Below are 16,251 nucleotides of genomic sequence, written 5' to 3'. Positions count from 1 at the left end.
CGCTCCTGGTGATTCGTAATCAGTCACACAAGGGGAGATTCTCGGCATCCCGGGGTGGCGAAGGCGGCAAATCCATTCCCAGAACGGTCAGTTGTGGTGCTGAATGGGGGTGCGGGGATACGCGACGGCGTGCGCCCGGCACAACGGAAGAGGTGTGCGCCACCGGCGGCTGAGAGGGGTTTGTTCGTGCCAGCTTTCCCATACAGCACCACAGCGACGACGACGGCGGTCACGGTCCCACCATCGCTCGCACTTCCGGTGATCGAGGAGGGGTTCCCCAGGCAGTTGCACGGGTATTGGCCCCAACTCCACGAGAACACGCGCGGCTGGCTGCTGGAAAAGCGGCTCATGTCGGCGGACAAGGTGGAGGAACACGCCGACAGCCTGTGCTACACCGGCCTCATGGCGGGGTACTACATCGGTGCCCCCGACGAGGTGATCCAGGCGATAGCGGACTTCGCCGCGTGGTTCTTCCTCTGGGACGACCGCCAGGACCGCGACGTCGTCCACGGCCGGCCCGCCGCCTGGGAGCGGCTGTGCCGCACGATGCACGCGGTCCTGGACTCCCCCCAGGATCACCTGCACCACGAGGACCCCCTGGTCGCGGGGTTCGCGGACAGCGTGCTGCGGTTCTACTCGTTCCTGTCGGCACGGTGGAACGCCCGCTTCGCACGGCACTTCCACGCGGTGATCGACGCCTACGACCGGGAATTCCACAACCGCACCGGGAACGTCGTGCCCACGGTCGAGGAATACCTCGCGCTGCGCCGGTTCACCTTCGCGCACTGGATCTGGACCGATCTGCTGGAGGCGTGCGCCGGCCGTGAACTGCCGGACGCGGTCCGGAAGAACCCCGCGTACCGGCGTCCCGCGCTGCTCAGTCAGGAATTCGCCGCCTGGTTCAATGATCTGTGCTCACTGTCCAAGGAAATAGCGGGCGGCGAGGTGCACAACCTCGGGATCAGTCTCGTCAAGCACGACGGGCTGAGCCTCGAGGAGGCTGTCGCGGAAATGCGCGGGCGCCTCGAGGAATGCGTATCCGAATTCCTCGTCGCGGAACAGGAGGGATTACGTTTCGCCGACGGCCTGGCGGACGGCACGGTACAGGGAAAGGAACTGAGTGCCGCCGTGCGGACCTGCCTCGGCACTATGCGGAACTGGTTCAGTTCCATCTACTGGTTCCACCTCGAGTCCGGCCGGTACACGGTCGACGACTGGGAGGACCCGGCCACACCCCCGTACCTCGACGACGAGGGGGCGGGCGGGAAATGACCGCCGCGTCGGCGCGGTCCGCGACCCGGCGCCCCGCACCCGGGCCGCACGAGCCACCGGTGGCCGGGGGCGGGGTGCCACTTCTCGGCCACGGTCTGAGACTGGTCCGCGATCCGCTGGCCTTCATGCCCCAACTGCGCGACCACGGCGACGTGGTCCGGCTCAGGCTCGGCCCGAAGACGGTGTACGCCGTCACCACGCCCGCCCTCACCGGCGCGGTGGCCCTCAGCCCCGACTGCATCATCTCCGGCCCGCTGTGGGAGTCCCTGGAGGGCCTGGTCGGCAAGGAGGGGGTGGCGACCTCCAACGGCGCGCTGCACCGGCGCCAGCGCCGCACCATCCAGCCCGCCTTCCGGCTCGACGCCATCCCCGCCCACGAGCCGGTCATGGAGGAGGAGGCGCACGCGCTGACCGAGCGCTGGCAGCCCGGTCGGACGATCGACTGCGCCTCGGAGGCCTTCCGGATCGCGGTGCGCGTCGCGGCCCGCTGCCTGCTCCGCGGTCCGTACATGGACGAGTGCGCCGACCGGCTGTGCGACGCGCTGGCCACCGTCTTCCGCGGCATGTACCAGCGGATGGTGGTGCCGCTCGGGCCGCTGTACCGGCTGCCGCTGCCGGCCAACCTCGCATTCAACCGGGCGCTCGCCGATCTGCACCGCCTCGTCGACGAGATCATCGCCGAGCGCCGGGCGTCCGGCCGGAATCCGGACGATGTGCTGACGGCATTGCTGACGGCGAAGGACGACAATGGCGAGCCCATCGGGGAACAGGAGATCCACGACCAGGTGGTCGCGATACTCACCCCGGGCAGTGAAACGGTGGGCGCCACGATCATGTGGCTGCTCCGGGTGCTCGCGATACACACGGAACACGGCGACCGGATCCGCGCGGAGGTCGAATCAGTGACCGGCGGCCGCCCCGTCGGATTCGACGACATCCGCGGGCTCACGCACACCAACAATGTCGTCGTGGAGACGATGCGTTTGCGGCCCGCCGTATGGGTATTGACGCGGCGGGCGGTGGCCGAAACCGAACTCGGTGGCTATCGCATTCCGGCCGGGGCGGACATCATCTACAGCCCGTACGCCGTCCAGCGTGATCGGCGCTCGTATCCGGACAATCTGGAGTTCGACCCCGACCGCTGGCTTCCCGAACGCGCCAAGGACGTACCGAAATACGCCATGAGCCCGTTCGGTGTGGGTAACCGCAAGTGCCCAAGTGACCTTTTCTCGATGGCGCTTCTGAGTCTGTTCACCGCCGCGGTGGCGACGAGGTTCCGCTTCGAGGAGGTTCCCGGGTCGAACGGCACGCCCCGGGTCGGCATCACGCTGCGCCAGAAGCGGGTGCGGGTGGGGCGGGTGCTAGGGTGAGATGAGCGGCGCGGCGCGCGTTCAGGCGGCCCGCGGGCCCCGGAACGCGCGCCGGTAGGCGTTCGGGGTGGTGCCCAGCGCGCGGACGAACTGGTGCCGCAGCGCCGCCGCCGTCCCGAACCCCGTACGATCCGCGATCGTGTCCATGGTCTCGTCCGTCCCCTCCAGCAACCGCTGTGCCAGCAGCACGCGTTGGCGCAGGAGCCAGCGGTAGGGAGTGGTGCCCGTCTCCTGCTGGAAGCGGCGGGCGAAGGTACGCGGCGACATATGGGCGCGGGCGGCGAGCTGCTCGACGGTGACCTCGTGGTCCAGGTGTTCCTCCATCCAGACCAGCACCTCGCCCACCGTGTCGCAGGAGGACTTCGGCAGCGGCCGCTCGACGTACTGGGCCTGCCCGCCGTCGCGGTGCGGGGGCACCACCATCCGCCGGGCGATCCTGTTGGCGACCTCCGGGCCCTGCTCCTTGCGCACGATGTGCAGACAGGCGTCGATGCCGGACGCGGTGCCGGCCGAGGTGATCACCGGGTCCGCGTCCACGTACAGCACGTCCGGCTCGACCACGGCCCGCGGGAACCGCCGGGCCAGTTCGTCCGCGTGCCTCCAGTGCGCCGCGCAGCGCCGCCCGTCCAGCAGGCCGGCGGCGCCCAGCACGAAGACGCCCGAGCAGACGCTGAGCACCCGCGCGCCCCGGTCCACCGCCCGGCGCAGCGCGGCCAGCAGCTCGGGCGGGTAGCCGCGGGAGGTGACGGCGTCGGCGGCCGGCACCGTGATCAGGTCGGCCTCCTCCAGCCGGTCCAGCCCGTGCGGCGTCGAGACCGTGAGGCCGGGGACATGGGTGCGCAGCGCCGGGCCCTCCGCGGAGACGACCGCGAAGTCGTACACCGGCAGCCCCTCGTCGCTGCGGTCCAGTCCGAACACCTCGCAGACCACGCCGAGCTCGAAGGGGTGCACTCCGTCCAGCAGCACGGTGGCCACGTTCTTCAGCATGGGGCCAGTGTGCCCCCGCGGTGGCAGGATTTTGAAGGTGTACGGCAGTCCTGCCACTCACGGTGAGGAGTACCCGGCGCCACAGTGGTGTCCATGACCACGACACAGCTGCAAGGCCTGATCTCGATGCTCTTCGTCCTGGGGCTCCTGGTCCTCATGGTCCTGCCGTCGGTGATCGGCATCGTCCACGACCGACGTGCCGACCACCGGATCCGTCAGGCCCAGGAGGACCGGGAGGCCGGGGAGATCCTCGACGAGGCTCAGAAGTCCTCGTCGAGGTCGACGGTGCCCTCCACCGCCACCTGGTACGCCGACGGGCGCCGCTCGAAGAAGTTGGTCAGCTCCTGAACGCCCTGGAGCTCCATGAAGGAGAAGGGGTTCTCGGAGCCGTACACCGGGGCGAAGCCGAGGCGCGTCAGGCGCTGGTCGGCGACGCACTCCAGGTACTGCCGCATCGAGTCGGTGTTCATCCCCGGGAGGCCGTCACCGCACAGGTCGCGCGCGAACTGGAGCTCGGCCTCGACGGCCTCCCGCAGCATGTCGGTGACCTGCTGCTGGAGCTCGTCGTCGAAGAGGTCGGGCTCCTCCTTGCGCACGGTGTCCACCACGTCGAAGGCGAAGGACATGTGCATCGTCTCGTCGCGGAACACCCAGTTGGTGCCGGTGGCCAGACCGTGCAGCAGGCCGCGGCTGCGGAACCAGTAGACGTAGGCGAAGGCGCCGTAGAAGAACAGGCCCTCGATGCACGCGGCGAAGCAGATGAGGTTGAGCAGGAAGCGCCGGCGGTCCGCCTTCGTCTCCAGCCGGTCCAGCTTCTCCACCGAGTCCATCCACCTGAAGCAGAACTCGGCCTTCTCCCGGATCGAGGGGATGTTCTCCACCGCGGCGAAGGCGGCGGTGCGGTCCTCGGGATCGGGCAGGTAGGTGTCGAGCAGCGTCAGGTAGAACTGGACGTGGACGGCCTCCTCGAAGAGCTGGCGGGACAGGTACAGCCGCGCCTCGGGGGAGTTGATGTGCTTGTACAGCGTCAGCACCAGGTTGTTCGCCACGATCGAGTCACCGGTGGCGAAGAAGGCCACCAGCCGTCCGATCAGGTGCTGCTCGGCCGGGCTCAGCTTGGCGAGGTCGGCGACGTCCGAGTGAAGGTCGACCTCCTCCACCGTCCAGGTGTTCTTGATGGCGTCCCGGTAGCGCTCGTAGAAGTCCGGGTAGCGCATCGGACGGAGCGTCAGTTCGAAGCCGGGGTCGAGCAGGTTCTTGGTCTCGCTGGTCATTACTGGCAGGCCTCGCAGGACTCGGGGTTCTCAAGGGAGCAGGCGATCGCGTCGGCGTCCGGCGCCGCCTGCTGGACAGGGACGGTGGCGGGAGTCTGGGCCCGGGCCGCGCGGGCGATACGGGTCGCCGGGCGGGAGCGCAGGTAGTACGTCGTCTTCAGGCCCTGCTTCCAGGCATAGGCGTACATCGAGGAGAGCTTGCCGATGGTCGGCGTCTCCATGAACAGGTTCAGGGACTGGGACTGGTCCAGGAACGCGGTGCGCGCCGCGGCCATGTCGATCAGACCGCGCTGCGGGATCTCCCACGCCGTGCGGTACAGCGTCCGCACGTCCTCGGGGATCCAGGCGAAGCCGGCCACCGAGCCGTTCGCGTCGCGCAGTGCCTCGCGGGTGCGGGCGTCCCAGACGCCGAGCGCCTTCAGGTCGTCCACCAGGTACGAGTTGACCTGCAGGAACTCCCCGGAGAGCGTCTCACGCTTGAAGAGGTTGGAGACCTGCGGCTCGATGCACTCGTACACGCCCGCGATCGAGGCGATGGTGGCGGTCGGGGCGATGGCGAGCAGCAGCGAGTTGCGCATGCCGACGGCGGCGATCCGCTCGCGCAGGGCCGCCCAGCGCTCCGGCCAGGTCAGCTCGACGTCGTAGTGGTCGGGGTGCAGCACACCCTGGGCCGTACGGGTCTTCTCCCACGCGGGCAGCGGGCCGTTGCGCTCGGCGAGGTCGGCCGACGCCTCGTACGCGGCGAGCATGATCCGCTCGGCGATACGGGTGGACAGGGCCTTGGCCTCAGGGGAGTCGAAGGGCAGCCGCAGCTTGAAGAACACGTCCTGGAGGCCCATGGCGCCCAGGCCCACCGGCCGCCAGCGGGCGTTGGAGCGCCCCGCCTGCTCGGTCGGGTAGAAGTTGATGTCGACCACGCGGTCCAGGAAGGTGACGGCGGTGCGGATGGTCTCGTCCAGCCGCTCCCAGTCGATGTCCCCGCCGGCCACGAACGCGCCCAGGTTGACCGACCCCAGGTTGCACACCGCCGTCTCACCGTCGTCGGTGACCTCCAGGATCTCCGTGCAGAGGTTGGAGGAGTGGACGACGTGACCGGGCTGCGCCGTCTGGTTGGCGGTGCGGTTGGCGGCGTCCTTGAAGGTCATCCAGCCCTGGCCGGTCTGCGCGAGGGTGCGCATCATACGGCCGTACAGCTCGCGGGCCGGCATGGTCTTGCGCGCCAGTCCCCGGGCCTCCGCGGCGCGGTACGCGGCGTCGAACTCCTCGCCCCACAGGTCGGTCAGCTCCGGCACGTCCGCGGGGGAGAACAGCGACCACTGCCCGTCGGCGTTCACCCGGCGCATGAACTCGTCCGGGACCCAGTGCGCGAGGTTGAGGTTGTGCGTCCGGCGGGCGTCCTCACCGGTGTTGTCGCGCAGCTCCAGGAACTCCTCGATGTCGGAGTGCCAGGTTTCCAGGTAGACCGCGGCGGCGCCCTTGCGCCGGCCGCCCTGGTTCACGGCGGCCACCGAGGCGTCCAGGGTCTTCAGGAACGGCACGATGCCGTTGGAGTGCCCGTTGGTGCCGCGGATCAGCGAACCGCGCGAGCGGATGCGGGAGTAGGCGATGCCGATGCCGCCGGCGTGCTTGGACAGCCGGGCGACCTGGAGGTAGCGCTCGTAGATGGAGTCCAGCTCGTCCTTGGGGGAGTCGAGGAGGTAGCAGGACGACATCTGGGGGTGGCGCGTGCCGGAGTTGAAGAGCGTGGGGGAGGAGGGCAGGTAGTCGAGGCGGCTCATCAGCCCGTAGAGCGCCTCGACCTCGTCGACGGACCGCGCGGTGTCGTCCTGCGCGAGGCCGGCCGCGACCCGCAGCATGAAGTGCTGGGGCGTCTCGATCACCTTGCGGGTGATCGGGTGCCGCAGCAGGTACCGGCTGTGCAGGGTGCGCAGGCCGAAGTAGCCGAAGCGGTCGTCGGCGGCCCGGTCGATCAGCGCGTCCAGGCGGTCGGCGTGGGCGCGTACGAACTCCGCGGTCCGGTCGGCGACGAGGCCCTCGCGGTGGCCCACGGTGACCGAGTCGGTGAAGGAGGCGACGCCCTGGGAGGCGGCCTCGGCGCGGATGGTGAGGGTCAGCAGCCTGGCCGCCAGCCGCGAGTAGGCGGGGTCCTCGGAGATGAGCCCGGCGGCCGCCTCCGTGGCCAGCTCACGCAACTCGGCCTCGTCGGCCCGCGCCGACCGGCCGCGCAGCGCGGCGGCGGCGACCCGGCCGGGGTCGGCGTCGGGGAGGTCGGCGGTCAGCTCGGTCAGGGTCCGCAGCAGTACGGCACCTGGACCGTCGGTTTCCGTGGCTGTGACTGAAACCGGGTCGGCTGGCGCGATGGTCACGTGGAGCTCTCCCTCGCTCGGCACGGAGCCTCGCACAGGGCAGGGGGCAGCACACGAGCGCACGCGGCGCCGCGCCCACCAGCCCATTCCGCGAGGCCCGGACGTCAGGGCACCCGGACCGGACGGCCGGGCGCGCTGTCGGCAGGTCCTCGGACTGACGCTCGTGGCGGCCCATGGGGCATATGCGCACGAGTACACCGTTGCGGGACAGTTCCGGATTCGCACCGGATTCCCCTGCGGCGACAGTGAGCACGAGCATACATCTTGTGCTGAGTGAGTCGGGCACCCCCATATGTTGTGCCGCGTCGACTCCGGAGCGTGTCAGAATGTCAACTCGTAGGTGAGCAGCGCGATGTCGTCCAGCTCCGGGAGCGGGTTCCAGTCCCGCCCCGGCGTGCGGACGAAGCCCAGGCGCTCGTAGACGCGGTGGGCGGTACGCATGGAGCTCTGGCTGGACAGCACCACGCGGACACAGCCCTCCACGGTGCGTGCCCGGTCCAGACAGGCCCGTACGAGGGCCTCGCCGACTCCTCTGCCGCGCGCCGCGTGCGCGACCGCGAGCATCCGTATCTCGGTTTCCCCGGGGCCGGCGAGGTCGGCCATGGGACCGGCGCCGGGGACGAAGGTCACGCCGCCGAGCACCTTCCCGTCCGCCACCGCCACCGCCACCAGCACCTCGGCCGCGGCCGCCCGCTTGGCCACGTCCCGCAGCTCGACGAGATATCCGTCGCTCTCGCCGAAGTCCAGCAGCCCGTCCTGGAGGTAGGCCTGGGCGGTGATCTCACCGAGCGTGCCGTACTCGCCGGGTTCCACCGGCCGGATCGCGAAGTCCATGGGCCCGAGTGTGCCGCACGGGCCCGGCCGCGGGCCGCCGGATTTCTCTCCGGCGGCCCGCGGGGTGCCCGGTGCTACTGCGGGGCCGCCGCCGTGGTCGGCGGGAGCTCCACCTCGACGCCCGGGTCGCCGGCGTCCGCCGTGTAGTCCTCCGGCCGGGTCTCGTCCACGCCCTCGGGCGCCCTGACCGCCCTCAGCACGAACGTCAGGACCACCACGACGGCCGCGTTGAGCACGAACGCCGTCAGACCGAGGTAGCCGATCTCGCCGAGGCCCGGGATCTCCTTGGCCGAGCCGCCGAAGTGCTTCTGCGTCGGCGAGGCGACCCCGTAGGCGGCGACCGTGCCGTAGACCATGCCGACCGCCCAGCCCGCCAGCAGCGCCCAGCGGTGGAACCAGCGCGTGAACAGGCCGCCGACCAGGGCCGGGAAGGTCTGAAGGATCCAGATCCCGCCGAGCAGCTGGAAGTTGATGGCGACCGTCTTGTCCATGGTCAGCACGAACACCAGCGCGCCCACCTTCACCAGGAGCGACACGATCTTGGAGACCCGGGTCTCCTCCTTCGGTGTCGCGTGCGGGCGGAGGAAGTCCTTGTAGATGTTGCGGGTGAACAGGTTCGCGGCCGCGATCGACATGATCGCCGCCGGCACCAGCGCGCCGATGGCGATCGCCGCGAACGCCACGCCCGCGAACCAGTCCGGGAACATGTTCTCGAACAGCTGCGGAATGGCCAGCTGGCCGTTCTTCACCTGCACGCCCGCCGCGATCGCCATGAAGCCCAGCAGCGCGAGCAGGCCCAGCATCAGCGAGTACAGCGGCAGGATCGTGGTGTTGCGGCGGATCACCTCCCGGCTGCGCGAGGACAGCGTCGCAGTGATCGAGTGCGGGTACATGAACAGCGCGAGCGCGGAGCCCAGGGCCAGCGTGGCGTAGGTCCACTGGCCGGCCGCCGCCGGCACCAGAGAGCCCGACCCCGTCTCGGTGAACTTCTGGCCCGCCTTGGCGAACACCTCCGAGAAGCCGCCCAGCTTGATCGGGATGTAGATGATGGCCACCGCGATCACGAGGTAGATCAGGGTGTCCTTCACGAACGCGATCAGCGCGGGCGCGCGCAGCCCCGACGAGTAGGTGTACGCCGCCAGCACACCGAAGGCGATCAGCAGCGGCAGGTCCTTCACGAACCAGTGGGTGCTCTCTCCGCCGCCGACGCCCATCACGTCGAGCACGGCCTGGATGCCGACGAGCTGGAGCGCGATGTACGGCATGGTCGCGAGGATGCCGGTGAGCGCCACCGCCAGCGACAGGCCCTTGGAGCCGAACCGGCCGCGGACGAAGTCCGAGGTGGTCACGTATCCGTGCCGGTGGGACACCGACCACAGCCGCGGCAGGAACGTGAAGATCAGCGGGTACACCAGGATCGTGTACGGCACCGCGAAGAAGCCCGCCGCGCCCGTCGCGTAGACGGCGGCCGGCACGGCGACGAAGGTGTAGGCGGTGTACAGGTCGCCACCGAGCAGGAACCAGGTCACCCAGGTGCCGAACGACCGGCCGCCCAGGCCCCACTCGTCCAGGCTGTGCTCGTTCTCGGCCCGGCGCCAGCGCGCGGCCAGGAAGCCCATGACCGTGACGAGCAGGAAGAAGAAGACGCAGACGCCGAGCGCGACGCCGTTGACACCGTCCTTCACTTCACCGCACCCCCGTCCTCGGCCGTGGCGGGGTCGGCGGTCCGGGCCGCCTGCGGGGCCCGGGTGGCGCGCTGGTCACGCTGCCACAGCCGGTACGCGGTCATCGTCAGGGCCGCGGAGAGGAGCACCCACAGCATCTGGTACCAGTAGAAGAAGGGGATCCCGATGAACACCGGGTCCGTCTTCGCGTACGACCCCACCCACAGCAGCGCCACGAAGGGGGCGGCGAGGCAGAGGGCGATGGCGACCCGTAAAGGCGTCACCACCGCTCTGGTGGCTTCCGGGGCATTCGACATGTGGCGACTCCGTCCCCTAGCTGATCACCGGCGAGCGTGCGGTGCGCAGGCAATCTAGGTCACGGTGCCACGGGTGCGGAATCCCTCGTGCGCATGACGCCGAGGAACCGCCACAAGATCCTTACTCCCCCAACGCCCTTAGTCCTGCGGGCGTTTGAGCCGTGCCACGAACTTGTAGCGGTCCCCGCGGTACACCGACCGCACCCACTCCACCGGCCGTCCCTCGCGGTCCACGGAGTGCCGGGAGAGCAGCAGCATCGGCAGGCCCACGTCGGTGCCGAGCAGGCCCGCCTCGCGCGGAGTGGCCAGCGAGGTCTCGATGGTCTCCTCGGCCTCGGCCAGATGGACGTCGTAGACCTCGGCGAGGGCGGTGTAGAGGGAGGTGTACTTCACCAGGCTGCGCCGCAGTGCCGGGAAGCGCTTGGCCGACAGGTGGGTGGCCTCGATGGCCATGGGCTCGGCGTTGGCCATGCGCAGCCGCTCGATGCGCAGCACCCGCCCCCCGGCGGTGATGTCGAGCAGTTCGGCCAGGCGGTCGTCGGCGGTGATGTAGCCGATGTCCAGCAACTGCGAGGTCGGCTCCAGGCCCTGGGCGCGCATGTCCTCGGTGTAGGAGGTCAGTTGCAGCGCCTGGGAGACCTTCGGCTTGGCGACGAAGGTGCCCTTGCCCTGGATGCGCTCGAGCCGGCCCTCGACGACGAGTTCCTGAAGCGCCTGCCGCACCGTGGTGCGCGAGGTGTCGAACTCGGCGGCCAGGGTGCGCTCCGGCGGGACCGGAGTGCCGGGCGGCAGGGTCTGGGTGATGTCGAGCAGGTGCTTCTTCAGGCGGTAGTACTTGGGCACGCGCGCGGTACGGACGGTCGCCCCACCCTCGTTCTCCGCACTGCTGACGTCGGTGCTCATGCTCCGCCTTCCCGGCTTCGGTGCCGAAGCGGCCGACGTCCCATCGGCCCCGGCTCACATCGTGGCACGGCTTCGCGTGCCGGGCGGTCACCCGTACGCTCCGTGATCTCCTCTGTATACCGTCGTGACTCCGGCTGGTCTAGTCCATCATCCCGGCCCGGGCGGGTGGTCCACCTGGCCGGCGCGGCCTCCGGGTGGCGTACGGTCGCCCCTGGTCCAGTGGAACGCGAGCGTCCATTTTGCCGGACGAACAATGAAAGGTCCCTGCATATCGCGGTCCCATAACGGACCACCTGAGCGGGTCGGCGCACTCTTGACAGCCCTATTGGTCTGGGCCAAGCTCCCCCTACTGGTCTACACCATTGGTCCAGGTCCCGGCCCCACGGGCGGTTACGCGCCGACGCTCGGATGTCGCTCAACCGCGGGGAGGCAGGGGGGTTTGTGGCATCCCTGAGGAGGGTGGCGTGAAGCGCAAGCTGGTAGCCGCGATCGGTATCGCGGGCATGATGGTCTCCGTCGCGGCGTGTGGGGGCGGCAAGGACGGCGGGAGCTCGGACAAGGGCGGCGCCGACGCCAAGGAACTGACCGTCTGGCTCACCGTGGACGCGCAGAACAACTGGCCCGAGCTGGTCAAGGCGGCCGACGACGCGGTGACGAAGAAGCACCCGGGTCTGAAGATCAAGCACGAGTACTACGGCTGGCCGGACAAGAACGCCAAGCTCGACGCGGTTCTCGCCACCGACAAGGCCCCCGACGTGGTCGAGATGGGCAACACCGAGATGCTCAGCTACATGGTCAAGGGGGCCTTCGCCCCCGTCGACAAGGCGAAGTTCACGGGCTCCGACGCCTGGCTGGACGGCCTGAAGGCCTCGGTGACGTACGACGGCAAGACCTACGGCGTCCCCTACTACGCGGGCGGCCGGGTCGCCAACTGGCGCAAGGACGTCTTCGCCGCGGCCGGCGTGAAGTCCGTGCCGAAGACCTACCAGGAGCTCACGGCCGACCTGGACAAGGTCCAGAAGAAGCAGGGCGACAAGTTCAGCGCCTGGTACCAGCCCACGCGCGACTGGTACGCGGCCATGTCCTTCGTCTACGACGCCGGCGGCTCCATCGCCAAGGAGGAGGGCGGCCAGTGGAAGGCCGATCTCTCCTCGCCCGAGTCCCTCAAGGGCCTGAACGAGTTCAAGAACGTCGTCGACAAGTACATGCACGGCGACAAGACCAAGGACGAGTCCGACCGTTACATCGTCTACGGCCAGGGCAAGTCCGGCATGATCTTCGGCGCCGCCTGGGAGGGCGCGGCCGCGTCCGACCCGGAGCAGGACAAGACCGGCAAGCTCAAGGACAACAACGAGAACTTCGTGATGCCCGGCCCGTCCGGCAGCAACATGCCGGTCTTCCTGGGCGGTTCCGACCTCGCCGTCCCGGTGAAGTCCAAGGCACAGGCGCTCGCCGCCGAGTGGATCAACGCGTTCACCGGCCCGTCCGGCCAGAAGGGCCTGATGGACAAGGGCAACCTGCCCAACAACAAGACCGACCTCGCGACGCTGAAGGACGACCCCGCGACGGCGGTCCCGGCCACCGCGGCCGAGTCCAACTGGTTCGTCCCGATGGCCCCGGGCTGGGGTCAGGTCGAGAAGGCCCAGGTGCTGCAGACCATGCTGCAGAACATCGGCACCGGCAAGAAGTCGGTCGAGGCGGCCGCCAAGGAGGCGGACGCCGCGATCGACGCGGTGATCAACACCAAGTGACAGGATCGCGGGGCCCTGCGACCACAGTGGGGCCCTGCTTCCCGTACGACCGTGCGCCGGCCCGCGCACGGTCGTACGGGGCTTGGCCTTCGTACGACCTGAGGGATCGCTGAGGAGCGCGCGATGAGTGCCGCAGACACGACCACCCCTGCCAAGGTGCCGCCACCGCGGCAGGCACCGCCACCCGCCGTCCCCGACCGGCCGCGGGGACAGCGCACCTCCGGTGGGGCCGCGACCCCATGGCTGCTGCTCGCACCCTGCCTGCTCGTCCTGGCCCTGGTCATGGCGTATCCGCTGACGCGCCTGGTCACGGTCTCCTTCCAGACGTTCGGCCAGTCGCAGCTGTGGGGCTTCCAGCCGGCCGAATGGGTGGGGTTCGCCAACTTCCGGAACGTGCTCGGCGACAGCGAGTTCTGGGCGGTCGTCCTGCGCACGATCGTCCTCACCGTCGGCTGCGTGGTCCTCACCATGGTCGGCGGCATGGCGCTCGCGCTGCTGCTGCAGCGGGTGTCCGGCTGGGTGAAGGTCCTGATCAACATCGTGCTGGTGGCCAGCTGGGGCATGCCCGTCATCGTGGCCACCACCGTCTTCAAGTGGCTCTTCGACTCCGACTACGGCGTCTTCAACGCGCTGCTCAGCAGGCTGCCCGGGGTCGACATGGTCGGCCACAACTGGTTCGCGAGCGGCCCCGAGGGACTGGCCGTGATCATGCTGCTGGTGGTGTGGGGCGCCGTGCCCTTCGTCACCATCACGCTCAGCGCGGGCCTGACCCAGGTGCCCAGTGAGCTGGAGGAGGCCGCACGGCTGGACGGTGCGGGCGCCTGGGGCGTCTTCCGCCATGTCACCCTGCCGATCCTCAAGCCGATCATCGTGATGCTCACGACCCTGTCGGTGATCTGGGACATGGGGGTCTTCCCGCAGGTGTTCGTGATGCGGGGCGGCCATCCCGAGGCGGAGTTCCAGGTCCTCAACACCTATTCCTACGACCGCGCGTTCGTGGTCAACGACTACGCGCAGGGCTCGGCGATCGCCCTGATCACCGTGTTGCTGCTGCTCGGCGTGGTCGCCGTGTACATGCGCCAGATGCTGAAGATCGGAGAAGTCGAATGAGCGGGACGAGTACCCTCGCAGCTCCCCGCCGCCGGAGGGGGAGGCTCGGCTGGAACCTGCTCGGCCTGCTCGTCTTCGTCACCGTCGGCTTCCCCTTCTACTGGATGCTCAACACCGCGTTCAAGCCGGCCAAGGACGCCATCGACCCGGACCCGAGCCTGCTGCCCACGGGGCTCACCCTGGCGAACTTCCGCCGGGCGCTGAACATCGCCGACTTCTGGGGCGCCGTCGGCCGCAGCCTGATCGTGTCGTTGTCGGTGGTGGCGATCGGCGTGGCCGTGGGCATGCTGGCCGCGCTCGCCATCTCCCGCTTCGCCTTCCGCGGCCGAAAGGTCGTGATCGTGGGCATCCTGGCGGTGCAGATGGTGCCGCTGATCGCGATGATCATCCCGATCTTCCTGCTGCTGAACGACCTCGGGCAGTACGACAGGCTCACCGGTCTGCTCCTCACCTATCTGACCTTCATCCTCCCCTTCACCGTGTGGACGCTGCGCGGCTTCATCGTCAACATCCCCCGGGAGCTGGAGGAGGCCGCCATGGTCGACGGCTGCTCCCGCACCGGCGCCTTCCTTCGCGTCGTCTTCCCGCTGCTGGCCCCCGGCCTGGTCGCCACCTCGGTCTACGGCTTCATCCAGGCCTGGAACGAGTACCTGTACGCCCTGATGCTGCTCAGCCAGGAGCGCCAGACCGCGACCGTCTGGCTCGCCAACTTCACCACCAAGCACGGCACCGAATACGCCCCGATGATGGCCGGGGCCACGATGATGGCCATACCGATCGTCGTCCTGTTCCTGCTCGTCCAGCGCAAGATGGCCGCGGGCCTGACCGCGGGCGCCGTGAAGGGATAACGCCACCCGATGACGACAATCGCCAGCGGTACCGACACAATCACCCGCGACGCGCTGACCGTCCTCCAGCCCGGCTTCACCGGGACCACGGCCCCCGACTGGCTGCTCCGGCGCCTCGGTGAGGGGCTGTCCTCGGTCGGGCTGTTCGGCCGGAACATCGCCTCGCCCGAACAACTGGCCGCTCTCACCGCCCAACTGCGCGCCGAACGCGAGGACGTCCTGGTCGCCATCGACGAGGAGGGCGGCGACGTCACCCGCCTGGAGGTGCGCACCGGCTCCAGCTTCCCCGGCAACCACGCACTGGGCGCCGTGGACGACGTGGAGCTGACCGAGGCCGTCGCGCGCGAACTCGGCAGACGCCTTGCCGAGTGCGGAGTGAACTTCAACTGGGCGCCCTCCGCCGACGTCAACTCCAACCCCGGCAACCCGGTCATCGGCGTACGGTCCTTCGGTGCCGCCACCGACCTGGCGGCCCGGCACACCGCCGCCTATGTCACCGGCCTCCAGTCCGCGGGTGTCGCCGCCTGCACCAAGCACTTCCCCGGGCACGGTGACACCGCCGTGGACTCCCACCACGCGATGCCACGCATCGACGTGGACGCCGAGGTGCTCCAGGAGCGCGAACTGGCCCCGTTCCGCGCGGCGATCGCCGCCGGCAGCAAGGCCGTGATGAGCGCCCACATCCTGGTGCCGGCCCTGGACCCGGACCTTCCGGCAACGTTGTCCCGCCGGGTGCTGACCGACCTCCTGCGCGGCGAACTCGGCTACGAGGGCCTGATCGTCACCGACGGCATGGAGATGCGGGCCATCGCGGACCACTACGGCATCCGGCGCGGCAGCGTCCTGGCCGTCGCCGCCGGAGCCGACGCGATCTGCGTCGGCGGCGGACTGGCCGACGAAGGGACCGTGACCGGCCTGCGCGACGCCCTGGTCGCCGCGGTCCGCTCCGGCGAGCTGCCCGAGGAACGGCTGGCGGACGCGGCCGACCGGGTCCGCGCCCTCGCCCGCTGGGCCGCCGCGGCCGCGGACCCGGCCGGTACGCGGGGCACCGCCGACCCGGAGGTCGGGCTGCGGGCGGCCCGGCGCGCGCTGCGCGTCACCGCCGCGGAGGGCTTCACCCCGCTCACGGAGCCGCCCTACGTCGCCGCCCTCACCCCCGTCGCCAACATCGCGGTCGGCGACGAGACCCCGTGGGGCGTGGCAGCCGAGCTCTGCCGTCTCCTGCCGGGCACCCGGACGGGCAGCTTCGCCGGCGAGGACGCGGGCCGCGCGGCGCTCCAGGAGGCCGGCACCCGGCGTGTGGTGGCCGTCGTCCGCGACGAGCACCGCCACCCCTGGATGGCGGCCGCCCTGGACACCCTGCTCGCGGCCCGGCCGGACACGGTGGTCGTCGAGATGGGCGTCCCCCAGGCGGCCCCGCGCGGCGCCCTGCACATCGCCACCCACGGCGCGGCCCGCGTCTGCGGCCGGGCGGCGGCGGAGGTCATCACGGGCGAGTGAACGGCGGCCGCCGAGTCCCCGGCCGGGGGATGTCCCCCGGAGGGTCAGGGCGGAG

Annotated in this window: 14 protein-coding genes and 1 riboswitch; of the genes, 7 read left to right on the top strand and 7 right to left on the bottom strand. The window is 69.9% G+C overall.

What is annotated here, in order from left to right; all coding sequences use genetic code 11:
* The first annotated feature begins 186 nt into the window (after positions 1 to 186).
* On the top strand, positions 187 to 1,272 hold the full coding sequence (locus ACTYVM_RS14770) for a terpene synthase family protein (RefSeq protein WP_445526393.1): 1,086 nt from the start codon (positions 187 to 189) through the stop codon (positions 1,270 to 1,272).
* Positions 1,269 to 2,642 carry a bifunctional albaflavenone monooxygenase/terpene synthase gene (locus ACTYVM_RS14765; RefSeq protein ID WP_445526392.1) on the top strand — a complete coding sequence of 458 codons (1,374 nt, stop codon included), beginning with the start codon at positions 1,269 to 1,271 and terminating at the stop codon, positions 2,640 to 2,642. The genes ACTYVM_RS14770 and ACTYVM_RS14765 overlap by 4 nt, the downstream gene beginning before the upstream one ends.
* Positions 2,643 to 2,663: 21 nt before the next feature.
* On the opposite strand, the gene ACTYVM_RS14760 is transcribed toward ACTYVM_RS14765, so the two are convergent.
* Positions 2,664 to 3,629: a helix-turn-helix domain-containing protein gene (locus ACTYVM_RS14760; protein WP_445526391.1), complete on the bottom strand. Its 966-nt coding sequence runs from the start codon at positions 3,627 to 3,629 to the stop codon at positions 2,664 to 2,666.
* Between the two features lie 93 nt (positions 3,630 to 3,722).
* Here ACTYVM_RS14760 and ACTYVM_RS14755 point away from each other — a divergent pair, with 93 nt between their 5' ends.
* Complete coding sequence (locus tag ACTYVM_RS14755) at positions 3,723 to 3,977, top strand: hypothetical protein (RefSeq protein WP_445526390.1); 255 nt, start codon at positions 3,723 to 3,725, stop codon at positions 3,975 to 3,977.
* On the opposite strand, the gene ACTYVM_RS14750 is transcribed toward ACTYVM_RS14755, so the two are convergent.
* The 6 genes from ACTYVM_RS14750 to ACTYVM_RS14725 all read right to left on the bottom strand — a co-directional run bounded on the left by ACTYVM_RS14750 (position 3,890) and on the right by ACTYVM_RS14725 (position 10,987).
* Positions 3,890 to 4,903, bottom strand: coding sequence for a ribonucleotide-diphosphate reductase subunit beta (locus ACTYVM_RS14750; RefSeq protein WP_445526389.1), 1,014 nt, complete (start codon positions 4,901 to 4,903; stop codon positions 3,890 to 3,892). The genes ACTYVM_RS14755 and ACTYVM_RS14750 overlap by 88 nt on opposite strands.
* Positions 4,903 to 7,269, bottom strand: coding sequence for a ribonucleoside-diphosphate reductase subunit alpha (locus ACTYVM_RS14745; RefSeq protein WP_445526388.1), 2,367 nt, complete (start codon positions 7,267 to 7,269; stop codon positions 4,903 to 4,905). Before ACTYVM_RS14745 ends, ACTYVM_RS14750 begins: the two co-directional genes overlap by 1 nt.
* A 123-nt stretch (positions 7,270 to 7,392) precedes the next feature.
* Positions 7,393 to 7,528: riboswitch (cobalamin riboswitch) on the bottom strand.
* Between the two features lie 62 nt (positions 7,529 to 7,590).
* Complete coding sequence (locus ACTYVM_RS14740) at positions 7,591 to 8,103, bottom strand: GNAT family N-acetyltransferase (RefSeq protein ID WP_445526387.1); 513 nt, start codon at positions 8,101 to 8,103, stop codon at positions 7,591 to 7,593.
* Positions 8,104 to 8,177: 74 nt separating this feature from the next.
* A complete protein-coding gene (gene mctP, locus ACTYVM_RS14735; RefSeq protein ID WP_445526386.1) occupies positions 8,178 to 9,788 on the bottom strand; it encodes a monocarboxylate uptake permease MctP in 1,611 nt (536 codons plus the stop codon).
* Positions 9,785 to 10,084, bottom strand: a complete 300-nt coding sequence (locus ACTYVM_RS14730) for a DUF3311 domain-containing protein (protein ID WP_445526385.1) — start codon at positions 10,082 to 10,084, stop codon at positions 9,785 to 9,787. The genes mctP and ACTYVM_RS14730 overlap by 4 nt, the downstream gene beginning before the upstream one ends.
* A gap of 138 nt (positions 10,085 to 10,222) precedes the next feature.
* Positions 10,223 to 10,987 (bottom strand): GntR family transcriptional regulator, encoded by a 765-nt coding sequence (locus ACTYVM_RS14725; RefSeq protein ID WP_445526384.1) that lies wholly within the window; start codon positions 10,985 to 10,987, stop codon positions 10,223 to 10,225.
* 464 nt (positions 10,988 to 11,451) lie between these two features.
* Here ACTYVM_RS14725 and ACTYVM_RS14720 point away from each other — a divergent pair, with 464 nt between their 5' ends.
* From ACTYVM_RS14720 to ACTYVM_RS14705, 4 genes are all read left to right on the top strand, one after another.
* Positions 11,452 to 12,738: an extracellular solute-binding protein gene (locus ACTYVM_RS14720; RefSeq protein ID WP_445526383.1), complete on the top strand. Its 1,287-nt coding sequence runs from the start codon at positions 11,452 to 11,454 to the stop codon at positions 12,736 to 12,738.
* 123 nt (positions 12,739 to 12,861) lie between these two features.
* Positions 12,862 to 13,848, top strand: a complete 987-nt coding sequence (locus ACTYVM_RS14715) for a carbohydrate ABC transporter permease (RefSeq protein ID WP_445526382.1) — start codon at positions 12,862 to 12,864, stop codon at positions 13,846 to 13,848.
* Positions 13,845 to 14,696 (top strand): carbohydrate ABC transporter permease, encoded by an 852-nt coding sequence (locus ACTYVM_RS14710; RefSeq protein ID WP_445526381.1) that lies wholly within the window; start codon positions 13,845 to 13,847, stop codon positions 14,694 to 14,696. The genes ACTYVM_RS14715 and ACTYVM_RS14710 overlap by 4 nt, the downstream gene beginning before the upstream one ends.
* A 9-nt stretch (positions 14,697 to 14,705) precedes the next feature.
* Entirely contained in the window at positions 14,706 to 16,196 is a 1,491-nt protein-coding gene (locus tag ACTYVM_RS14705; RefSeq protein ID WP_445526380.1) for a glycoside hydrolase family 3 protein, read from the top strand.
* The last annotated feature ends 55 nt before the right edge of the window (positions 16,197 to 16,251 follow it).

The organism is Streptomyces cyslabdanicus, assembly GCF_052663305.1.
This window is presented reverse-complemented; position numbering and strand designations above follow the sequence as displayed.